General features: G+C 72.1%; 15 protein-coding genes and 7 pseudogenes. 14 read left to right on the forward strand and 8 right to left on the reverse strand.

Annotated elements, in window-relative coordinates; genetic code table 11:
• Positions 1–88 precede the first annotated feature (88 nt).
• Positions 89–1,538 (reverse strand): annotated as a pseudogene (gene guaB1, locus ACZ8AI_RS03230) (GMP reductase).
• Between the two features lie 215 nt (positions 1,539–1,753).
• Here guaB1 and ACZ8AI_RS03235 point away from each other — a divergent pair.
• A pseudogene (locus ACZ8AI_RS03235) lies at positions 1,754–5,510 on the forward strand (multifunctional oxoglutarate decarboxylase/oxoglutarate dehydrogenase thiamine pyrophosphate-binding subunit/dihydrolipoyllysine-residue succinyltransferase subunit).
• 79 nt (positions 5,511–5,589) lie between these two features.
• Here the strand turns inward: ACZ8AI_RS03235 and ACZ8AI_RS03240 are convergent.
• The 4 genes and pseudogenes from ACZ8AI_RS03240 to ACZ8AI_RS03255 form a co-directional block, all read right to left on the reverse strand.
• Complete coding sequence (locus tag ACZ8AI_RS03240; protein ID WP_464856528.1) at positions 5,590–5,946, reverse strand: GNAT family N-acetyltransferase; 357 nt, start codon at positions 5,944–5,946, stop codon at positions 5,590–5,592.
• A 171-nt stretch (positions 5,947–6,117) separates the two neighbouring features.
• Positions 6,118–6,363 carry an alpha-ketoglutarate decarboxylase gene (locus ACZ8AI_RS03245; RefSeq protein ID WP_464856530.1) on the reverse strand — a complete coding sequence of 82 codons (246 nt, stop codon included), beginning with the start codon at positions 6,361–6,363 and terminating at the stop codon, positions 6,118–6,120.
• Positions 6,360–6,982, reverse strand: a pseudogene (locus ACZ8AI_RS03250) (sigma-70 family RNA polymerase sigma factor); the annotation flags it as partial. The pseudogene ACZ8AI_RS03250 and the gene ACZ8AI_RS03245, both read right to left, overlap by 4 nt.
• Positions 6,925–7,146 carry a hypothetical protein gene (locus ACZ8AI_RS03255; RefSeq protein ID WP_464856532.1) on the reverse strand — a complete coding sequence of 74 codons (222 nt, stop codon included), beginning with the start codon at positions 7,144–7,146 and terminating at the stop codon, positions 6,925–6,927. The gene ACZ8AI_RS03255 and the pseudogene ACZ8AI_RS03250, both read right to left, overlap by 58 nt.
• 250 nt (positions 7,147–7,396) lie before the next feature.
• Between ACZ8AI_RS03255 and ACZ8AI_RS03260 the strand changes: the two genes are divergently transcribed.
• The 5 genes and pseudogenes from ACZ8AI_RS03260 to ACZ8AI_RS03280 all read left to right on the forward strand — a co-directional run bounded on the left by ACZ8AI_RS03260 (position 7,397) and on the right by ACZ8AI_RS03280 (position 10,580).
• Positions 7,397–7,705, forward strand: coding sequence for a hypothetical protein (locus ACZ8AI_RS03260; protein ID WP_464856534.1), 309 nt, complete (start codon positions 7,397–7,399; stop codon positions 7,703–7,705).
• A complete protein-coding gene (locus tag ACZ8AI_RS03265; protein ID WP_464856536.1) occupies positions 7,702–7,980 on the forward strand; it encodes a hypothetical protein in 279 nt (92 codons plus the stop codon). The genes ACZ8AI_RS03260 and ACZ8AI_RS03265 overlap by 4 nt, the downstream gene beginning before the upstream one ends.
• A pseudogene (locus ACZ8AI_RS03270) lies at positions 7,896–8,689 on the forward strand (3-phosphoshikimate 1-carboxyvinyltransferase). The gene ACZ8AI_RS03265 and the pseudogene ACZ8AI_RS03270 overlap by 85 nt, the downstream one beginning before the upstream one ends.
• Positions 8,686–9,723, forward strand: a pseudogene (gene rsgA / locus ACZ8AI_RS03275) (ribosome small subunit-dependent GTPase A). Before ACZ8AI_RS03270 ends, rsgA begins: the two co-directional pseudogenes overlap by 4 nt.
• A 728-nt stretch (positions 9,724–10,451) precedes the next feature.
• Complete coding sequence (locus tag ACZ8AI_RS03280) at positions 10,452–10,580, forward strand: hypothetical protein (protein ID WP_464856538.1); 129 nt, start codon at positions 10,452–10,454, stop codon at positions 10,578–10,580.
• A gap of 121 nt (positions 10,581–10,701) precedes the next feature.
• Here the strand turns inward: ACZ8AI_RS03280 and ACZ8AI_RS03285 are convergent, their stop codons facing one another.
• Positions 10,702–10,830: a hypothetical protein gene (locus tag ACZ8AI_RS03285; RefSeq protein WP_464856540.1), complete on the reverse strand. Its 129-nt coding sequence runs from the start codon at positions 10,828–10,830 to the stop codon at positions 10,702–10,704.
• Between the two features lie 128 nt (positions 10,831–10,958).
• Here ACZ8AI_RS03285 and ACZ8AI_RS03290 point away from each other — a divergent pair, with 128 nt between their 5' ends.
• Entirely contained in the window at positions 10,959–11,426 is a 468-nt protein-coding gene (locus ACZ8AI_RS03290) for a hypothetical protein (protein ID WP_464856542.1), read from the forward strand.
• 18 nt (positions 11,427–11,444) lie between these two features.
• Entirely contained in the window at positions 11,445–12,230 is a 786-nt protein-coding gene (locus ACZ8AI_RS03295) for an inositol monophosphatase family protein (RefSeq protein WP_464856544.1), read from the forward strand.
• A gap of 156 nt (positions 12,231–12,386) precedes the next feature.
• Here the strand turns inward: ACZ8AI_RS03295 and ACZ8AI_RS03300 are convergent, their stop codons facing one another.
• Together ACZ8AI_RS03300 and ACZ8AI_RS03305 are read right to left on the reverse strand one after the other, a co-directional pair.
• The gene (locus tag ACZ8AI_RS03300; RefSeq protein ID WP_464856546.1) at positions 12,387–12,920 is read right to left on the reverse strand and encodes an MFS transporter; all 534 of its coding nucleotides are present in this window, start codon (positions 12,918–12,920) and stop codon (positions 12,387–12,389) included.
• Positions 12,914–13,882, reverse strand: coding sequence for an MFS transporter (locus ACZ8AI_RS03305; RefSeq protein WP_464856548.1), 969 nt, complete (start codon positions 13,880–13,882; stop codon positions 12,914–12,916). Before ACZ8AI_RS03305 ends, ACZ8AI_RS03300 begins: the two co-directional genes overlap by 7 nt.
• Before the next feature lie 869 nt (positions 13,883–14,751).
• Between ACZ8AI_RS03305 and ACZ8AI_RS03310 the strand changes: the two genes are divergently transcribed.
• From ACZ8AI_RS03310 to ACZ8AI_RS03335, 6 genes and pseudogenes are all read left to right on the forward strand, one after another.
• Positions 14,752–16,041, forward strand: coding sequence for a hypothetical protein (locus tag ACZ8AI_RS03310; RefSeq protein WP_464856550.1), 1,290 nt, complete (start codon positions 14,752–14,754; stop codon positions 16,039–16,041).
• A 276-nt stretch (positions 16,042–16,317) separates the two neighbouring features.
• Positions 16,318–16,932 carry a hypothetical protein gene (locus ACZ8AI_RS03315; protein ID WP_464856552.1) on the forward strand — a complete coding sequence of 205 codons (615 nt, stop codon included), beginning with the start codon at positions 16,318–16,320 and terminating at the stop codon, positions 16,930–16,932.
• Positions 16,926–17,114, forward strand: coding sequence for a response regulator transcription factor (locus ACZ8AI_RS03320; protein ID WP_464856554.1), 189 nt, complete (start codon positions 16,926–16,928; stop codon positions 17,112–17,114). Before ACZ8AI_RS03315 ends, ACZ8AI_RS03320 begins: the two co-directional genes overlap by 7 nt.
• 417 nt (positions 17,115–17,531) lie before the next feature.
• Positions 17,532–18,893, forward strand: a pseudogene (locus ACZ8AI_RS03325) (isomerizing glutamine--fructose-6-phosphate transaminase); the annotation flags it as partial.
• A gap of 125 nt (positions 18,894–19,018) precedes the next feature.
• Positions 19,019–19,342, forward strand: a pseudogene (locus ACZ8AI_RS03330) (glutamine--fructose-6-phosphate transaminase (isomerizing)); the annotation flags it as partial.
• Positions 19,343–19,539: 197 nt separating this feature from the next.
• Positions 19,540–21,033: a M50 family metallopeptidase gene (locus tag ACZ8AI_RS03335; RefSeq protein ID WP_464856556.1), complete on the forward strand. Its 1,494-nt coding sequence runs from the start codon at positions 19,540–19,542 to the stop codon at positions 21,031–21,033.
• Positions 21,034–21,203: the final 170 nt, after the last annotated feature.

Genomic DNA, 21,203 nt, shown 5'->3' on the forward strand with positions numbered 1-21,203 from the left:
ACGGCGTCGGCGTGCGTTTCGCGCTCAGCGACACGTCACGCACTGCGCCGCCCGTGAACTGTCGCTCAGCGCGAAAGTCCGGCGGGAGCTACCAGCTGACGGGCAGGGGCTTGCCCTCTTCGTAGCCGGCGGCGGACTGGATGCCGACGAGGGCGCGCTCGGAGAACTCGGCCAGCGAGGACGCACCCGCGTAGGTCGCCGAGCTGCGGACACCGGTGGTGATCATGTCGAGCAGGTCCTCGACGCTCGGGCGCTCCGGGTCGAGGAAGATGGTGGACGACGAGATGCCCTCGGCGAAGAGCGCCTTGCGCGCCCGCTCGTACGGGTCGAGCCGCTCGAAGCGCTCGCGGACGGCCTTCGCCGAGGCCATGCCCCAGCTCTCCTTGTAGGCCTTGCCCTCGGCGTCGCGGCGGAGGACCCCGGGTGCCTCGAGCGTCCCGGCGAACCACGAGCCGATCATCACCGCCGACGCCCCCGCGGCCAGCGCGAGCGCGACGTCGCGCGGGTACCGGACGCCGCCGTCGGCCCAGACGTGCGCGCCGAGCGACCGCGCGGCGGCGGCGGTCTCGAGCACGGCGGAGAACTGCGGACGACCGACGGCGGTCATCATGCGCGTGGTGCACATGGCGCCCGGTCCGACCCCGACCTTGATGATGTCCGCGCCGGCGTCGACGAGGTGCGCGACGGCGTCGGCCGTGACGACGTTGCCCGCGACGAGGGGCACGTCGAGCCCGAGGGCGGCGACGGTGCGGAGCGCGCGGAGCATGCCCTCCTGGTGCCCGTGGGCGGTGTCGAGGACGAGCACGTCGACCCCGGCCGCCGCGAGGGCCTGCGCCTTCGCGGCGACGTCGCCGTTGATGCCGATATCGCGGCCGCGACCCGGAGACGACCGGAGGCGTCGACGGCCGGCGGTAGATGTCGGAGCGGATCGCGCTCGTCTGGCTGGTGGTGCCGACGACCTTGCCGTGGCGCATCACCGGGGCGAAGTCGACCCCGGCGGCGGTGAGCACGTCGTACACGTGGCGGGGCGTGCCGGCGTCCTCGGCGTCGATCGCCGTCGACGGGCCGTGCAGCAGGTCGCGGAGCGTGGCGTCCGGGCCCGCGGTGCCGAGGCGTCCGGCGGGCACGCAGCCGAGGTACTCCCCCGCGGCGTCGCGCACGACGACCCCGCGCCCGGCGACGGGCAGGAGGTGCTCGTTCGCCTCGGCCACGGTGGTGTCGGCGCCCATGTCGTAGGCGGTGTCGAAGTCGACCGGCTGGTCCTTGACCCAGCGGATCGCGGCGTCGAGGTCTTGCAGGTGCATGTCCTGCGGCAGCACGCCGAGCCCGCCGCGACGGGCGAGGGTCGCGGCGAGGCGCGGGCCCGTCACCGAGTTCATGTTGGCGCTGACGATCGGGATGGTGGCGCCGGAGCCGTCGTTCGCTCGGAGGTCCACGTCGAATCGGCTCGTGACCGCGGATCGGCTGGGCACGAGGAAGACGTCGGAGTAGGTCAGGTCGTGTGTCGGCCGCGTCTCGTAGAACCCCTTGGCCCCCACTGTACGGCTCTGCTGGGTGGCCGGTCTGGACGGTCCGGCAGGGCTCCGGCGCGACACGCGGGACCCCTGCCGGGAGGCCCGACTCGCGTCGTGCCTGACACCGAACGGACATCTGCGAGCGGCTAGGCTGGGGACCTGTGCGGGGCAGGGTTGCCGCGCACGACACACACGAGCATCTATCGACGGAGAGTGGGCGATCGGCTGTGTCGAGCCATCTGACCGGAACGGACGAGACCGCGGGCGAATTCGGGGCGAACGAGTGGCTCGTCGACGAGCTCTACGAGCAGTTCGTCGCCGACAAGGACTCGGTCGACAAGTCCTGGTGGCCGGTCCTCGAGAGCTACCACCGCACACAGGCCACCGACGCTCCGGCTCCCGCCGCTCCGGCTCCCGCCGCTGGTGCTCCCGCCCCGGCGCCCTCGGGCACGGCCCCGCGGAGCAGTCGTCGACGCAGCAGCCCGCCACCGGTGACGGCCCGGGCGAGGCCAAGTCCGGTCCGATCCAGGCGAAGACCACGTCGCGCCAGCCGACCCCGCAGCCGATCCCGGCCGAGGCGAACGACGAGGCCGACGACCACGAGGAGACCCACGAGGACGTCGCCACCCCGCTCCGGGGCATGGCGAAGACCCTGGCGTCGAACATGGACGCCTCCCTCACCGTCCCGACCGCGACGAGCGTGCGGATGATCCCGGCGAAGCTGATGATCGACAACCGCATCGTGGTGAACAACCACCTGCGCCGGGCCCGCGGCGGCAAGATCTCGTTCACGCACCTCATCGGGTGGGCGATGGTCCAGGCGCTCAAGGACTTCCCGAGCCAGAACGTCTTCTACGAGGAGCGCGACGGCAAGCCCTTCGTGGTGCAGCCGGCGCACGTCAACCTCGGCATCGCGATCGACGTCCCGAAGAAGGACGGCACGCGCTCCCTGCTCGTCCCGAGCATCAAGCGCGCCGAGACCCTGACGTTCGGCCAGTTCCTCTCCGCCTACGAGGACCTCGTCAAGCGCGCCCGCGACAACAAGCTCACGCCGACCGACTTCCAGGGCACGACCATCTCGCTCACCAACCCGGGCGGCATCGGCACCGTGCACTCCGTGCCGCGGCTGACGAAGGGGCAGGGCGCGATCATCGGCGCCGGCGCCCTCGAGTACCCGGCGCAGTTCCAGGGCTCCGCCTGACAAGACCCTCGTCGAGCTGGGCATCGGCAAGACGATCACGCTGACGAGCACCTACGACCACCGCGTCATCCAGGGTGCGGGGTCGGGCGAGTACCTGAAGAAGGTGCACGAGCGACTCATCGGCGAGCACGGCTTCTACGAGGGCATCTTCTCGGCGCTCCGGATCCCGTACAAGCCGATCCAGTGGGCGAACGACATCAACGTCGACCTGGCACACCGGGTCAACAAGACCGCGCGCGTGCAGGAGCTCATCAACAGCTTCCGTGTCCGCGCCACCTCGGCGGACATCGACCCGCTCGAGTACCGGCAGCGCACCCACCCGGACCTCGAGATCGAGAGCCACGGGCTGACCTTCTGGGACCTCGACCGCGAGTTCGTCACCGGCGGGCTCGCCGGCACCACGAACGCGCCGCTCCGCGACGTCCTCGGGATCCTGCGCGACGCCTACTGCCGCACAGTCGGCATCGAGTACATGCACATCCAGGACCCGGAGCAGCGCCGCTGGGTGCAGGCCCACATCGAGGTGCCGTACTCGAAGCCCTCGAAGGAGGAACAGCTCCGCGTCCTCGGCAAGCTCAACGAGGCCGAGGCCTTCGAGACCTTCCTGCAGACGAAGTACGTCGGGCAGAAGCGCTTCTCGCTCGAGGGCGGCGAGTCGACGATCCCGTTCCTCGACACGCTCATCCAGCACGCCGCCACGTCGGGCCTCGACGAGGTCGCGATCGGCATGGCGCACCGCGGCCGCCTCAACGTGCTGACGAACATCGCCGGCAAGACCTACGGCCAGATCTTCCGTGAGTTCGAGGGCTCCTCGCTCCCCGGCGCCGTCTCCGGACAGGGCTCCGGCGACGTGAAGTACCACGTCGGCACCGAGGGCGTCTTCCGCGCCAGCGACGGCACGGCCATCCCGGTCACGATCGCCGCGAACCCGTCCCACCTCGAGGCCGTCGACGGCGTGCTCGAGGGCATCGTCCGCGCCAAGCAGGACAGGGAGGCGCCGGGCACCTTCGGCGTGCTGCCCGTGCTGGTCCACGGCGACGCGGCGATGGCCGGGCAGGGCGTCGTGGTCGAGACCCTGCAGATGTCGCAGCTGCGCGGCTACCGCACCGGCGGCACCGTGCACCTCGTCATCAACAACCAGGTCGGGTTCACCACCGCCGGAGTCGGCGCGCCAGCTCGGTGTACTCCACCGACGTCGCGAAGACGATCCAGGCGCCGATCTTCCACGTCAACGGCGACGACCCCGAGGCCGTGGCCCGTGTCGCCGAGCTGGCGTTCGCGTACCGGCAGGAGTTCAAGCGCGACGTCGTCATCGACCTCATCTGCTACCGCCGCCGCGGGCACAACGAGGGCGACGACCCCTCGATGACGCAGCCGATGATGTACAACCTCATCGAGGCGAAGCGCTCCGTCCGCACCCTCTACACCGAGGCCCTCGTCGGTCGCGGCGACATCACGCAAGAGGAGTACGACGAGGCGCACCGCGACTTCCAGGACCGCCTGGAGCGTGCCTTCGCCGAGACGCACGAGGCCCAGACTGGCACGATCCCGGTGATCCAGGTCGACGACGACGGCGCGGTGCAGGGGCTCGAACGCCCGGCGGCGCAGCGTGACGACTCCGAGAACGAGGTGCACCACACCGCGGTGTCCGAGGACCTCGTCCGGGCGATCGGCGACGCGCACAGCAACCCGCCGGCGGGTTCTCGATCCACCCGAAGCTGCAGCAGCTGCTGACGAAGCGCACCGACATGACGCGCAACGGCGGCATCGACTGGGCGATGGCCGAACTCATGGCGATCGGGTCGCTCCTCGTCGAGGGCAAGCCCGTCCGCCTGGCCGGACAGGACGCCCGCCGTGGCACGTTCGTGCAGCGCCAGGCGGTGTTCCACGACCGGGTGAACGGCCAGGAGTGGCTGCCGCTCGCCAACCTCACCGAGGACCAGGCCCGGCTCTACATCTACGACTCCCTCCCTCAGCGAGTACGCGGCGATGGCGTTCGAGTACGGCTACTCGGTCGAGCGCCCCGAGGCCCTCTGCTCTGGGAGCGCAGTTCGGCGACTTCGCCAACGGCGCCCAGACGGTCATCGACGAGTTCATCTCGTCCGCCGAGCAGAAGTGGGGCCAGCGTTCCGGTCTCGTGCTCCTGCTCCCCCACGGCTACGAGGGCCAGGGGCCGGACCACTCGTCGGCCCGCATCGAGCGGTACCTGCAGCTCTGCGCCGAGGACAGCATGGTGGTGGCCCGGCCGTCGACCCCCGCGTCGTACTTCCACCTGCTGCGCCGTCAGGCGTGGGCGAAGCCGCAGAAGCCGCTCGTCGTGTTCTCCCCGAAGGCCATGCTGCAGGCCTCGGCAGGCCACCAGCGGCGTGGACGCCTTCACGGACGGCACCTTCCAGGAAGTGCTGGACGACGACCGCGTGGCGGACCGGTCGACCGTGCGCCGCGTGGTCCTGCACTCCGGCAAGGTCCACCACGACCTGCGCGCCGAGGTCGAGAAGCGCGGGGTGACCGACGTCGCCCTCGTCCGGCTCGAGCAGCTCGCACCGCTCCCACTCGACCGCATCCTCGAGGTCCTCGGGGGCTACCCCGACGCCGACGTCGTGTGGGCGCAGGAAGAGCCGGAGAACCAGGGCGCCTGGCCGTTCGTCTGCATGAACCCGGGCCGCACCTGAGTGGTCGACCGCTGTCGGTCGCCGCCCGTGCCGCGAGTGCCGCACCGGCGACGGGGTTCGTCGAAGCGCTCCGCGCAGGAAGCCGCCGAGGTCATCGCGAAGGCGTTGAACGCGTCGGCCTGAGCGTCAGGAAGCGCCTCGCGCGGGAGTCCGAGGGACTCCTGCACGGGGCGCCTCGACGTGTCCGCGAGGAAGGTGACGGCTACGCGATCTTCGTGTAGCGCACCCCGGCGTCGTGGTACCCGCGCTTCTGGTAGAAGCGGTGCGCGCTGTCCGTGGCGGCCGCACTGACGGCGCTGAGGCGACGTGCGCCCTGCTCGACGGCCCACGTCTCGAAGGTGCCGATGAGCGCGGAACCGGTGCCGAGCCTCCTGGCGGTCGGGTCGACCACCAGCAGGAGGAGCTGCGCCGTCGGCTCGTCGCTCGCGTACGCCCACGTGACCTGCGCGCCCGCGATCGCGATCGCACGGCCGTCGTCGTCGCGGATCAGCCATGTGCGGTGACCGGCCTCGGGCGTGAGCCGTTCGAGGCGGGCCCGCATCGCGGACTCGTCGACCACGTGGCCGAGCATGGACGAGGGCGGCGACGTCGGCGACGTCCGTGTCGGACCAGGCGGTGATCGACTCGACGGAGAGGGTCATGCCCGCGACACTACCGACCGGCCCGGCCGTGTGACGACGACTGCCAGGACGCTCAGCGGTCCCTGCAGTCGTCACCGGACGCCGGAGGCTCAGTGGGTCGCCTGCTCCAGCCGGATGCGCGCGAGGATCTCGCCGCGCAGCTGGTCCGGGGCGGTCTCCCTGCGGTGCACGGCGGACGTCTCCATGAGCACGACACCGACCCCGGTGCTCGGTGGCGTTGCAGTCCTCCACCCCTCCATGTGCTCGTGGATGTCCGCGGCGTCCTCGTGGCGGAGCTCGTCGTGGAGGAACTCCTCGAGCTCGGCCTTCGCCTTCGAGCAGTCGCAGCCGCTCATCGTGCTTCCTTCCTTCGACGCGACCCGAGGTCGCGGCAACCTTCCGGCCTCGCCTCGCGCATCGTCGCCGTCGACGCTGCGTCCGGGACGATGCCGGTCTCACGTGCGTGGTCCGCCAGAGCCCCCGAGGAGTCGGCGACCACGGTTGCAGGCGGCTCATGACCACCCCTACCGGGGTCTTCATGATGTCGGCGATCTCCTGGTACGAGAACCCTTCGACATCGGCGAAGTACACGGCCATCCGGAAGTCCTCGGGGATGCCTGGAGTGCCGTCCTTCACGGCGGAGGACGGCAGGTGGTCGATGGCGTCGGCCTCGGCGGAACGCGCCGAGATCGACTGCGTCACGCTCTCCGCGCCGCCGAGCCGCCAGTCCTCGAGCTCGTCGATGGTGCCCTGGTACGGGTTCCGCTGGTTCTTGCGGTACGTGTTGATGAACGTGTTCGTGAGGATCCGGTACAGCCAGGCCTTGAGGTTCGTGCCCTGCTTGAACTGCCGGAACGCGGCGAACGCCTTGACGAAGGTCTCCTGCACGAGGTCGGACGCGTCGGCGGGGTTGCGGGTCATCCGCATCGCGGCGCCGTACAGCTGGTCCATGAACGGCAGCGCCTGGTCCTCGAAGAGGGACTCGGAGTTCGCCCTCGGAGACGGTCTTCGCGTCGACGACGTCCGGGCTCAGTGTCGTCCTCGAGCGCTTCGTGTTCCTCGGCGACCGCGTCGAGCTGCGCCTCGGTCTCCTCGACCAGGTCGTTCGGTACTTCGGCGTGCGGTTCGTCGGTCGTCATCGCGGCCAAGTCTAGGCCGAGCGCGCTCCAACGCGCAGTGCCGAGCGGGCTGCGTGCCGCAACGCCGAGCGTCGTCGGCACGGCGGGCAGCACGGTGTCCGTGCCCGTCCGCTCTCGTGCGAGTGTTGCTGTCGCCACTGATCCTCCCGGTGCGTTCAGTACCCTTGTGAACCGATGGCAGCCACGACGCATTCCCAGCCCCGACCGACTCCGGACCGCACCGGTCGCGCGCGGTCCCCTGCGCGGCGACGTGTCGCTCCCCGGGTCGAAGTCGCTGACGAACCGCGAGCTCGTGCTCGCCGCCCTCGCCGACGGTCCCTCCACGATCCGGCTGCCCCTGCACTCGCGCGACTCCGCGCTGATGATCGCCGGCCTCCGCGCGCTCGGCGTCGGCATCGACGAGGTCGTCCCCGCCCCCGGCGAGCAGCCGAACCCCTACGGCCCCGACCTCCGGATCACGCCCGCCGCGATGCACGGCGACGTCCGCGTCGACTGCGGGCTCGCCGGCACGGTGATGCGCTTCCTGCCCCGCTGGCCGCGCTCGCGGTCGGTCCGGTGACGATCGACGGCGACCCGTACGCGCGGAAGCGCCCGATGCACGCGATCATCCAGGCGCTCGTCGACCTGGGCGTCGACGTGACGGACGACGGCGACGGTGCGATGCCCTTCTCCTTCACCGGACCGGGTCCGTCCGAGGCGGCGCCCTGTCGATCGACGCCTCGGCGTCGTCCCAGTTCGTCTCCGGTCTGCTGCTCTCCGCCCCGCGCTTCGACGAGGGCCTGCACCTCACCCACGTGGGCGAACGCCTGCCGAGCCTGCCGCACATCGACATGACGGTCGCGGCCCTCCGCGCCCGCGGCGTCCGCGTCGACGAGCCGGCGGTCGGCGAGTGGGTCAGCACCGGTCCGATCGCCGCCCGTGACGTCACCATCGAGCCGGACCTGTCGAACGCGGCGCCGTTCGCGGTCGCCGCACTCGTCGCGGGCGGTCCGTCCGCATCCGCACCTGGCCCACCGAGACGACGCAGGTCGGTGCCGACCTCGAGACGCTCCTGCCCTTGTGGGGCGCGACCGTGGCCCGTGACGGTGACGACCTGGTCGTCGACGGCGGCGTCGGGATCCGGGTGGGGCCTCCTTCCGGGGCTCGCACTCGACCTGAGCCGCGGCGGCGAACTCGCTCCCCCGCGCTCGTCGCGTTCGCGGCGCTGGCCGACGGCCCGACGGAGGTCACCGGCATCGGCCACCTGCGGGGGCACGAGACGGACCGGCTCGCCGCCCTGGCCGACGACCTCAACCGGTCTGGAGGCGCGGTGCGCGAACTCGACGACGGCCTGGGGATCGAGCCGGCTCCGCTCCACGGCGGCGGCTGGGCCGCGTACGACGACCACCGGATGGCGACGGCTGGGGCGATCGTGGAGCCTCGTCGTCGACGGCGTCGCCGTCGACGACATCGGGACCACGGCGAAGACGCTGCCGCAGTTCCCGGAGCTGTGGGCCGCGCTGGTGGACTCGGCGTCCGCTCCGGACGGGGCGTGAGCGCATGAGCTGGTGGGACGACGCCGACGGTGACTCCGACGTCGACGAGCCGTACGGGCAGTACGACGAGTCGACGTGCGGTGCGTCCGAACCCGAAGGGCAACCGGCCGCGCACCAAGGTCCGGCCGACGTACGACGACGCCCCGGTCGGCTGGGTGACGAACGTCGACCGCGGGCGGTTCGGCGTGCTGATCGACGACCACGTCATCACCGCGACGAAGGCCCGCGAGCTCGGCAAGAAGTCCGTCGTCACCGGGGACAACGTGTCGCTCGTCGGGGACGTCTCGGAGACGCTGTCACTGGCGCGCATCGTGAAGGTCGCCGAACGGACCACCCTGCTGCGGCGGAGTGCGGACGACTCCGACGAGGTCGAGCGCGTCATCGTGGCGAACGCCGACCAGATGCTCATCGTGGTGGCCGCCGCCGACCCGAGCCCCGCACGCGACTGATCGACCGGTACCTCGTGGCCGCGTTCGACGCCGGCCTCGACCCGATCCTCTGCATCACGAAGACCGACCTCGCCGACCCGGCCGCCGTTCCTGGCGCACTTCGCGTGCCTCGATCTGCGGATCGTGACGAGTCGGTCCGACGACGTGCCGTTCGCGGCCCTGCACGAGGTCCTCGACGACAAGGTCACCGTCACCGTGGGGCACTCCGGCGTGGGCAAGTCCACGCTCGTGAACGCCCTGACCGGCTCGACCCGCGCGATCGGTGTCGTGAACTCGGTCACCGGGCGTGGCCGGCACACCTCGTCGTCGTCATCGCCCTGCGGGTGCGGGACGGCGGCTGGATCATCGACACCCCGGGCGTCCGGTCGTTCGGGCTCGGGCACGTCGATCCCGCGAACGTGTTCCGGGCGTTCGCCTCGCACGCGATCACCGTCGCACCGTCGGACAGCGGGATCCCGCTCGACCAGGCGCACGACTGGGAGATCGTCGACCGGGTGCAGGCCGGCGAGCTCGGGCCGACCGGGGTGGAGCGGCTCGACTCGTTCCGGGCGCTCCTGACCGGGATGGGCGCGTCCGACCCCGGTACGGAGTAGCCGGGGTCGGTCGGGCGCGGCGTCCCGGCGACCTCGCCTGCCTCGCCTCGCCGAGGTCGCACGAAACGTCGCGCGCGGCGCTCGAGCGGCACGTTGCGCGATCTCGGCGCACGGCACTCGGCGTGTCGTACGACATCGGCGGCGCCGGCCTGACGACACAATCGCGCCCACGTTCCGCGCTCCGCTCGGCCGAGATCCCACAAAACGTCACGCTCGGCGCCCGCGCACCGCACTTCCTGCGATCTCGGCGCACCGCCCGCGCGTGTCGTGCCGTTCGACGCCGGGCCGATAGGCCGTGCATGCGCATCGGCGGGGCGGCGTCGGCGCGTCCCTCGCCGGAGCTGTCGGCTGAGATCGCACTTTCGCGACCGTCGGCGAGGCCGAGGTCCGCTGAAGTGCGATCTCGGCGTCGGCGACCTGGCCGAGCGATCTGGCTGAGCGCCGATGACGCACGCGGCGTGTCGTGCGACCTCGGCGGCGCGGGCCCGAGCGACACCGGGTCGACAAGTGTGCAGCGTGGTTGTACAGTTGCCCTTCGTGTCTGAAGTTGCGTACAACTTTGCGCCGACCCCCGCCGTCGACGCTCCGTCCTCCTCCACCGCGAGCCACGAGCGCACGCGCACGCCGCACCACGCACCCCGCGGTCGACCCGGCAGTCGAGTGCTCCGTCGGTCCTCCGCCCGCACGGCCTCGGCCGCGTCCTGCTGTCCTTCGGCTCGCACATCCTGGTGCCGCTCTTCCTCGCCGTCGGCATGGGCCTGGCGTACCTCGGCGCCTTCCACCTCCGACCCCGCACGAGCTGCCCGTCGGCATCGTCGGCCAGGGCGCCGCCACCCAGGTGTTCGCGCAGACCGTGACCGACCAGTCCGACGGCGCGCTCGTCGCGCACGTGGTCGGTTCGGCAGCGCAGGCGAAGGAGCAGATCCGCGACCGCGACCTCGCCGCCGTGTACGCACCCGGCTCCACCAGCGCGACGCTCTACGTCTCCACCGCGGCCTCGGAGACGACCGCCAGCGCGGCGCAGAAGGTCTTCCTGCCGATCGCGTACCAGGCGCACCTGCCCTTCACCGTGCAGGACGTCGTACCGACCGGCGACGAGGACACCACCGGCCAGGGACTCTTCTTCCTCCTCGTGGCGCTGAGCGTCGGCGGCTACGCGTCGGCCATCGCGGTCGCCGCGTTCGGGGACCCGGCTCCGCCCGCTCTGGACCGCGGCGGTCGGCCTCGTCACCGCCGTGGCGTCGCGGGCATCGGCGTCGGTCATCGCCGGACCGGTCTACGGCATCATCACGACGCACCGGTGGGAGGTCTTCCTGTTCGCGTGGATGTACGACGCGATCATCGTGGCGCTCGGCGTCGGGCTGCACCCGCTGCTCGGCCGGTGGACGACCCCGATCCTCACGATGCTGTTCGTGATGCTCAACTTCACGTCGTCCGGCGGCATCTTCCAGCCGGCCTTCCAGCCCGGGTTCTTCGCCGGCCTCAACACGTTCTGGAGCGGCGCCGCCTGGCTGCAGGCTGCACAGGACCTGCTGTACTTCCCCGGTGCCTCACTCGGCCGTCCGTCGCTCGTGCTCGCCCTCTGGCTGGCCGTGGCGGTGCTCCTCTGCGTCGTCGTGCACGGGCTCGTCGCCCGCCGCAGCAGGATCGCCCGCGAGCGCGAGGTCACCCGGCTCGAAGAGGAAGAGGTCGTCGCCGCCTAGGCCGCTACGCTGGCGGTCGTGGAACTCAGCGCCGACCTGGACTTCGCCCGCTCCCTCGCCGACACCGCCGACGCGATCAGCCTCGAACGGTTCCGGGCGGCCGACCTGCACGTGTCCCGGAAGGCCGACAGCACGCACGTGACGGATGCCGACCAGGCCGTCGAGCGGGCGCTCCGCGACCGACTCAGCGCCGAACGGCCGGACGACGCGTTCCTCGGCGAGGAGACCACGGCCGACACCGGCGCCGAGGCCGTCAGCGAGGGCCACCGGCAGTGGGTGATCGACCCGATCGACGGCACCGCGAACTACCTGCGCGGAGTGCCGGTCTGGGCCACCCTCATCGCCCTCGCGGTCGACGGCCGCCCGGTGCTCGGCGTGGTGAGCGCCCCGGCCCTCGGCAAGCGGTGGTGGGCGGCCGACGGACTGGGCGCGCACTCGTTCGACGGGCCGCTCCGCGTGTCCGGCGTCGAGACCCTGGCGGACGCCAGCCTCAGCTACAACAGCATCCAGCAGTGGGACGACGACGACCGGCTCGAGCCGCTCATCGACCTGTCCCGCAAGGTCTGGCGCACCCGGGCGTACGGGGACATGTGGCCGTACATGATGGTCGCCGAGGGCGTGCTCGACGTGGCGGGCGAGCCGGACCTCAAGCCGTGGGACATCGCGGCGCTCGTCCCCATCGTGGAGGAGGCGGGCGGCCGTTTCACCTCGCTCGACGGCGACCCGGGGCCGTGGCACGGCAGCGCCCCCCTCGCGACGAACGGCCTGGTGCACGACGCCGTCGTCGAGGTCATCCGCCGCTAGCCCAGGGCGCTGCGGGCCGTCGGCGGTGTCGTTCCCCCCGCGCCCGAGGCCGTTGCAGCCGCGCACGTGCGACTCGATCGGTGTCGTACGACGCCGACGATGTCGTTCCGAGTCAGAAGAACGACCCGAGCCGAACCACGCCGCACACCCGCACCGCTACGCAGCCGCCGGCTCCGACCGCTTCGCGGCCCGCCGCCGCACGACCAGGTCGCTGACGGCCAGCACGAGCGCGAGCGCCATGAGCGACACCGTGAACGTCGTCCCGCTCCGGAACGCGTCGTGGTACGCGTCCAACCGCGACGCCCCGCTCGCCCCCGCCGTCTCGCCGCGCACGATCCCGTAGAAGATGCTCGTCGCGACCGCGGTGCCGATCGCCGTGCCGACCCGCTGCCCGAGCTGCTGCATCGACCCCGCGACCCCGGACTGCTCGATCGGCACCTCTGCCAGGGTGAGCGTCTGGTTCGGCGACACCACGAAGCCACCGCCGAGCCCGCCGACGAGGAACGCGCCGGCCATGGCCCACGGTGTCACCTCCGGCGGCGTGAGCGTCGCGGCGAGCATGAGCAGGACGAACCCGATCACGACGAAGCTGAGCCCGGCGACGACGAGCGCGCGACCGACCCGGTCGACGATGCGACCGCCGATGTACGAGCCGACCGCACTGGTCGCGGCGAACGGGATGCTCACCATGCCGGCGAACAGGGCGCGAGCCCGAGGCCCTCCTGCAGGTAGAGCGTCACCATGAGGAACGAGGCCGGCAGCGCGGCGAAGTAGACCGCGACGATCGACAGCCCGTTGCGGTACGACGACAGCCGGAACAACTCGAAGTGCACGACGGGCGACTTGCCGTGCGCCTTGTAGCGCTTCTCCCACCACACGAAGGCCGCGACGAACACGGCGAACCCGACGAGCCAGAACCACCGCGTCTGGGAGTCGCCGGCGCCGGTCGTGAGCACGAACGGCAGCATCAGGGTGACGATCGCCGCGCCGAGCAGCAGGATGCCGACGATGTCGAGCTCCCGGTCCTTCGCACGGCCCTGCGCGCCGGCGGGCAGGAGCTTCACGGCGAACACCAGCGCTGCGATGCCGAGCGGCACGTTCATCCAGAACAGCAGCCGCCACCCGGACTCCTCGCCGCCGATCGCGATGAGGCCGCCGCCGATGGTCGGGCCGAGCGCGGTGGAGATGCCGATCATCGCGCCGAACAGGCCGAACGCCCGCCCTCGCTCCGGCCCGCGGAACAACTGCTGGACGAGCCCGATCACCTGCGGCATCTGGGTGCCGGCGGCGAACTCCTGCAGGATGCGCGTGACGATGAGGACCTGGATGGTCGGGGCGATCGCGCACAGCAGGCTCGATCCGGTGAACGCGACGAGCCCGACGATGAACAGCGCCCGACGGCTCTTCAGGTCCCCGAGGCGGCCAGCCGGCACCAGCGCGAGCCCGAACGCCAGCGCGTACCCCGCGACGATGAGCTGGAGGGACGAGCTCGTCGCGCCGAGCGACTTCTCGATCGACGGCAGCCCGACGTTGACCTTCGACAGGTCCAGGATGGTGAGCGCCGCGACGGCGACGCAGACGGCGAAGGCCCGCCACCGGGTGCGGTCGTCGGGGCGGGAGTCGGTCGGGGCGGTCGGGTCGGCGCTGGACATCCCATCCGTCGTACACCGGAGCCGGACCGGATCGGGCGGACCGGATCGGCCCGGAACGGCCCGGAACGGCCACAGATCGGTCCGGACCGGGGTGTACCCCGTTCCTGTACCACGGTCCCCGTCCCCCGACGACCGGATCACCCCCCGCACGCCCCCCGAGGGGCACGTGCCCCCGGACTGGGGTCAGGAGGGGGCAGATCAGATTGCGGAGACCGGCCATCCACGTTCGAACCTGAGTTATCGTGCTCCCAGGCGGCAGGTCAGGCGACGTCTCGGATTCCCTAGATCCGGGCAGCAGCAAGACCGGTCGTGCTTCGTCCGAAGACCCTAACCCGAGGGGTGATACAGACGATGACTTCATCGTTCCCGGAGCGGAACCGAGTGCACCCTCACTCGTCATCCGCATTCCGAAACCCGATCTGACCGTTCTGGCGCGCGTACCCTCGCCGCTTCTCGTCCGGCTCTGCGCGTGCCCAACGGCCGCGCCACGTCCCGGCTCTCCTCCTTCGCTGCATCCGCTTCCGGACCCGGAGGCCGGTGAGTCATGGGACTCACCGGTCGCCGTCCGAGGTCGACCGGATCGCGACCCTCGCCGTACTCCCTCGGGAGTCCGCGATGGTCGTCGTCGGCGACCCTGGTTCCGGACGCAGTAGCGTCCCTCGACGCGGTGTCCAACCGCGTCTCCCTCCCCGTCGTCCGCGTCGGTGTGAACGGGAGCGAATCGCACTGGCCCCTGGCCGGCGTGGCGTCGCTCTTCACCGCACTCGACGACCCCGGGCGACGGCCCACATCGCGCACCTCCTGCAGGGAACGCGCCCGCCGACCGGCAGACGCCGGGACTCGCGGCGGCGCACGACTTCCTCGATGCGGTGCACGCCCTCACCCTGCCGCCGACGCTCGTGCTCATCGACGACCTGGACCGCATGGACGTGGAGAGCCAAGAGCTCATCGCGTTCCTGGCGAGCCGGCTCGCCGGGACCGCACTCCGCGTCGTGGCCACGGTCCGCACGGTGCCGTCGAACGGTCCGCTCGCGGCCCTGCCGATGCTCCGGATCGAACCGCTGCCCGCGGACGAGGCACTCGTGCTCGCCCGTGCCATGGCTCCGGAAGAGGCGAACGACGGCGTCCTCGCCGTCCTCGCCGAGGAGACCGGTGGCAACCCCGGCGCGCTGCGCGAGCAGCTCGCCGTGCTCAGCCGCGAGCAGCTGAACGGCTCCGAGCCGCTCGTGCTGCCGCTCCGCCCCACGCCGACCACCAGGCCGTCGCGGCCCTGGCGCTCGGCACCGTCGCGGGACGCGATCTGGACGTCCTCGCACGACTGGCGCTCGTCCCCGTGGCGAAGACCACCGGGTGGGACCGGGACGAACTCGACGACCTCGCCAACGCCGGACTCACGTCCGTCAAGGGGCAGACCGTCTCCGTCCGCGATCCCCTCGTCCGCTCCGCGCTGTACTGGCGGATGCCGGCACGTGACCGGCGGGCAGCACACACCGAGATGGCCGCGGCGAGCGCCGAGTGCGATCCGCGTGCGGCCGCCTGGCACCGCAGCTTCGTCGACGACGTCCCCGACGTGGTCGCGCTGCTCCGCCGCCCGGTCCTACGTCGTGGACGGCAACGCCCAGGCCGCGGTCGTCCTCACCGAGCGTGCACTGCACATCGGCGGGGGCACCGAGGACGAGCACGGTGCGTTGCTCGGTGTCGCCGAGGCACTGCTGGCGAACCGGCTGCTCGGCTTCGCCGCGCGGTACCTCGCCGCGATCCGTCCGTTCCGGGCGATGGCCGACGAGACCCGTCGTCTCCGCCTGGAGTACTCGGTGCAGTACCTCAGCGGTGACGCCGTGCACGCGGACGAACTCCTCGTGCCGGTCGACCCGACGAACGCCGCCGAGGCGGACGCCGTGGGTGGCCTGCTCGCGATGGTCGCCTGCTTCCGTGCCGAGGCGTGGGAGCTCGACCAGGCGAAGGACCTGCTCGCCCGTGCCGAACCGCTCCGCCGCTCGGCGTCGGTGCACACGGTGGAGATCACCGAGACGGCACGCGAGCTGATCGCCGCCGTCGAGGGGTCCTGCCTGCCGACACGGAGCTGCACGACGGACTGTCGACCACGACGCTCGTCGCGATGTCCGACCCCGCCCTGCTGCTCCTCGCCCACGCGCTGAGCATCGCCGAGCGGTACCGCAGTGCACGCCGGGTCTTCGCCCTCGTCCTCGCACGGGGCCAGGAGGCGCAGCCGGTGTGGACCGAGGCGGCCCGCTACCTGTCCGCCGAGAACGAGGTACGCTCGGGAACTTCCGGCAGGCGCTCCGCGCGATCGACGTGTGGGAGGCCGGTTCGTCCGTCGTCGAACGGCTCCGTGAGCCGTCCCGTGCGATCGCGATCGCCTGGCGGCACTTCGCCGAGGGGCGCTCCGCCGAGGCCCTCGAGGTCGTCGACCGGTGCCTGGCGCAGCGGTCCACGAACCGGCTCTGGGGTGCCACCGCCAAGCTGCACGCCCTCCGTGGTCGCGTGCTGCTGCTCGACGGCCGGCTCGAGGAGGCGGCCGCGTCCCTGGAGGCCGCCGACGCCATCGGCCGGTCGCTCGGAACCCCGCGGTGCTCCGGCACCTCGGCGACCTGGTGGAGGCGTACACGCGTCTCGACCGGATCGACGCCCGGACCGTCGCGGCCCGGTTGGCGGCGGACCACCACGCGGCCGTCCGCTGGGGTGCGCTCGTGCTGGCCCGCAGCCTGGCGCTCGTGGCCGACGACACCACCCGCGAGACCGCGCGTCGCCGTGCGCTGGAGCTGTTCCAGCCGCACGACTCGCAGTTCGAGCGGGCACGCACCTTCGCGGCCCTCGCGGCCATCGGCGAGCACCACCGAGCGTCCGCGTCTCGGTGCGGCAGCCGCGGCGGCGTACGAGGCGGCGGGGCTCCGGCGTCCGCTCGCCACGCCGGTCGCGTCGGTGGCGATGCCGTCCTTCGGGCTGCAGTCGTCGCTCCGTTCCGGACCGGTGCTGTCCGCGTCGATGCCGGGCACGCCCCGGGCGCCCGGACGCGTCGACGGTGCTGACCCTGCTCACCGCGGAGGAGCGCGCCGTCGTGCAGAAGGTGACGGAGGGGTACCGCAACCGCGAGATCGCCTCGTCGCTGTTCATGTCGCAGCGGACGGTGGAGCTGCGGCTGACGCAGATCTACCGGAAGGTGGGAGCGCGCTCGCGGTCGCACCTGGTCGCGCTGCTCGTCGTGATCTGAACGCGACTCCACGACGGACTGGAGGCACGGTGCCAGCTGGCACCGTCGAAGTCCTCTTCAGTCCGCACCCTCTTCCCGGCTCCGCGCGCGGGTTGCGGGACTCCGCACGCGGCCGCACCGGATGGCCCCCGGAGCGCGAGGGGAACCGCAAGAGCGGGCGACGACTGTTGCCGTGTCACCCTCCCCGGGTGAGGCTTCTCCTGCACCGACCGCCGTTCCCCCTCCCAGGGGACAGCCCGTGGTACCCCGTCCGTGCCCGAACCGTCGGCCGCGGACGCCGCCGTCCGTCCTCGCCTGATCCGAGGACGGGCGCCGGCCCCGGTCGACGGCCCCGGACGCACGGCAGACCCGACGGCGGTCGGTGCCGCACCACTCCCCGAACTCCCCCGCTGCTCTCCCCACCCGAAGGGACCCAAGATGTGCGGCATCATCGCGGCCCGCGTCTCCGACGACGCGACGCCCTACCTGCTCGACGGACTCGAACGCCTCGAGTACCGCGGCTACGACTCCGCGGGGGTCGCCGTCCGGACCGCCACCGGCGGGACCGAGACCATCCGGTCCGTGTCGCGTGTCGGTGACCTGCGGACGCTCGTCGCCGCGATCACGGACGCCCTCACCGGCACCGGCATCGGCCACACCCGCTGGGCCACCCACGGCATCGTCCGCGAGGCGAACGCCCACCCGCACGCCGACTGCTCCGGGCGGATCAGCATCGTGCACAACGGCATCGTCGAGAACGCCGACCGCCTGCGGGCGAACCTCGAGCGGCAGGGACACGTGTTCGCGTCCGACGTCGACTCCGAGGTCATCGCGCACCTCGTCGAGCGGGCCCTCGCCGTCGACCCCGACCTGATGCTCGCGGTGCAGATCGCGACCGCGCAGCTCGAGGGGTCGTGGGCGATCGTCCTCGACGCCCGGGACGGCCGCATGGTCGCCGCCGCCGACCGCTCCCCGCTCGTCGTGGCCCGCTCCGCACGCGGTGACTTCGTCGCCAGCGACATCGGTGCGATCGCCGAGTGGTGCGAGACGTTCGTCGCCCTGCGCGACGGTGACGTCGTCGAGCTCGGTGAGGCGTGGACCTGGTCCTCCGCCGGTGTGATCGTGCCGGTGCCCTTCCCGACGCCCGCGCCGTTCGCCGGTGTCGCGCTCGACCTCGGCGACCACCCCGACCACATGGCGAAGGAGATCGAGGAGCAGCCCGCTGTGGTGGCCTCGATCCTCGACCGCGTCGCCCGCCGTGCCGCCGACGGCAGCATGTGGGTCGGACTCGGCCTGCCCGGCTTCCACCGGCTCGCGATCGTCGCGTGCGGGACCTCGCTCAACGCCGGGCAGGTGATCGCCACCGCCCTGCGCGGGATCGGCGGCGTGCCCACCGACATCGTCGTCGCGAGCGAGGCGGAGCAGGTCGTGCTCGGCCCGGGCACGCTGGTCGTCGCGATCAGCCAGTCCGGCGAGACCGCGGACGTCCTCCGTGCGCTCGACCGGTTCGAGGACCGGCACCCGGTGCTCGCGCTCACGAACAACGTGCACTCGTCGCTCGCCCGTCGCGCCGACGCGGTGCTCGACCGCCACGCGGGCCCCGAGATCGGCGTCGCGGCTACGAAGACCTTCACCGCGCAGGTGGTCGTCGGCGTCGCCGCGATGATCTCGGCGCTCGTCGCGTCGGGGCGGATCGACGCCGCCCGGGCCGCCGCGCTGGTGGCCGAGCTCACCGACCTGCCGGCCCGGATCGAGCACGCCGCCGAGATCGCAGCCGACCGGATCCCGCTCCTGGTGTCGAGCGTCCGGGAGGCCACCGGCTTCCTGTTCCTCGGCCGCGGTGCCGGGCTGCCGTACGCCGCCGGAGTGGTGCCCTCAAGCTCAAGGAGCTCAGCTACCGGTGGGCCGAGGCCTACCCGGCGGGCGAGCTCGAGCACGGACCGCTCGCCCTCGTCGACGAGGGCACCCCGGTCGTCGTCATCGACCACGGCGAACCCCGACTGCAGGCGAACATCGCCGAGGTCCGGCGCGCGGCGGCTTCGTCATCACCATCGGCGGCGAGGGGGTCGGACATCCCGGCGCTCGGCCGACGTGCCGCCGGGGACCTCGCCTGGGGCCGCGCGACGGCACCGTGGGGTCCGCTCGAGGCCGTCGTCCCCCTGCAGATGCTCGCCCGCGAACTCGCGTTGAAGCTCGGCTGCGACGTCGACAAGCCGAGGAACCTCGCGAAGTCGGTGACGGTCGAATAGCCAGGCACATCCGCATGAACCGGCTGACGGTGTTCCTGGCCGTCCTCACCGCGCTCGCCATCATCGCGACGATCGTCGTGATCGGGGTGGCGCTGGTGCCGTCCTGGACGTCCTGAGCGTCTTCGGCTCCTCCACGGTGGGGGCTGCGATCCTGGTCCCTTGACCACCGCAGCCCCCTCCTCGTCGCCCCGTCACTCGTGTTCGTCGCGCTCCTCGTCGGCGCGGTCCTGCCCTTCGTGCCCGTCGTCGGCCGTGTGGCGCGCATCGCCGCGACGATCGCCCACGAGGTCGGGCACGCCGTCGTCGTCGTGCCGTTCGGCGGACGCATCCAGCGCATCGAGCTGCACCCGGACGGGTCCGGCGAGGCGTGGGTGCAGCTCGGCCGGGTGCCGGGCGGGATCCGCTGGCTCGTCCGGATCCTCAACCTGTACGCCGGCTACAGCGCACCGCTCTGGGCCGGAGTGCTCCTCGTCACCGGGGTGCTGCACGGGTCGCGGTGGCTGCCCGTCGTGGTGCTCGGCGTGGTCGGGCTCGTGGCGCTCGCGTTCGTCCGGAACTGGTTCGGACTCCTGGTCGTCATCGGCTTCGACGTGCTCGCGCTCTGGGTCGCGCTCCGTCCCTCGGAGACCACGGTGCTCGTCGTCGCAGCCGTCGGGGCGTTCTTCGTGGTCGACGGGCTGCGCTCGGTGGTGCAGGTCGCACGGTGGCTGCTGACCGGTGCCCGCGTGCAGACCGACTTCCACATCGCGGCGGCGGAGATGCGGGTGCCGGCGACGCTCTGGTTCGTGCTGTTCGTGGCGGTCAACGCCGTGGCGGTGCTGGCTGGCGCGCGGCCCGCTCCTCGAGGTGTGGGCGACGGTCGCGGCGGGCGTGCGCGCGCTCTTCTGACGGGCGGGTCGGCGCCGCACCCCGTCGCGCCCCGTCCCGTCCCGTCCCGTCCCGTCCCGTCGAAACATGTACACGCACCTTTCGCGTGCATCGATCGACTTCCCACGCGTCGTTCGACAGGTGGAACGTCGCACGATGCGCACGCATCAGCTGCGTCGACATCGATCGACAACACACGAGTCGATCGACAGGTGGGACGTCGGAACATGCGCACGCACCGACCGCCGCCCGCTCTGCTCCCGCGCCCGCACCCCTGCGAGGATGACCGGATGCGCCCCGACGACGTGACCGCCGCCCTCGCCACCGCCACCCACCCCGAGCGGGACCGCTTCGGCACCTTCGTGCGGGCCCACGGCGACGCGGCACTCCGGCGCGACGGCGGCCCCGAGCACCTCACCGCGTCGTGCTTCGTGTTCTCCCCCGACCTCGGCCACGTCCTGCTCTGCCTGCACCGGAAGGGCCGCTTCTGGGTGCAGTTCGGTGGCCACCTCGAGCCCGACGACCGCGACCTCGCCGAGGCCGCCCGCCGCGAAGCCCGCGAGGAGTCCGGCATCGCCGACCTCGAGCTCCTCGGCGAGCACGTCGTGGACCTCGACCGCCACGACCTGCACGGCGGCTTCGCCTGCGCCGCGCACTGGGACGTCGGCTTCGTCGCCCTGGTCGACCCGGCGACGACCACCACGGTCAGCGACGAGAGCGACGACGTCCGCTGGTTCCCGCTCGACGCCCTCCCCGACACCGTGCCCGACGGCTTCTCGGCACGGCTGGCAGCGGTGGTCCGCTCGGTCGCGTCCGGCGACTGACGATGGCCTGGAGGCGCGTGGCGGCGCCGCCACGCGCCTCCAGGCCGGTGCGTGCGCATGGTGCGACGTCCCACGCGTCGATCACCCGGTGGTTCGTCGTCGCATGCGCCCGCACCGGATGCATGCGCATACTGCGACGTCCCACGTGTCGATCGACTCGTGCGATGTCG

Source organism: Curtobacterium sp. AC273 (assembly GCF_979253735.1).

What these genes read in the sequence shown, in the direction of transcription:
- ACZ8AI_RS03245 (WP_464856530.1), bottom strand. Translation starts at nt 6,363, where the DNA reads ATGAGCGGCTGCGACTGCTCGAAGGCGAAGGCCGAGCTCGAGGAGTTC.
- ACZ8AI_RS03255 (WP_464856532.1), bottom strand. Translation starts at nt 7,146, where the DNA reads ATGACGACCGACGAACCGCACGCCGAAGTACCGAACGACCTGGTCGAG.
- ACZ8AI_RS03300 (WP_464856546.1), bottom strand. Translation starts at nt 12,920, where the DNA reads ATGGTGAGCATCCCGTTCGCCGCGACCAGTGCGGTCGGCTCGTACATC.
- ACZ8AI_RS03305 (WP_464856548.1), bottom strand. Translation starts at nt 13,882, where the DNA reads ATGTCCAGCGCCGACCCGACCGCCCCGACCGACTCCCGCCCCGACGAC.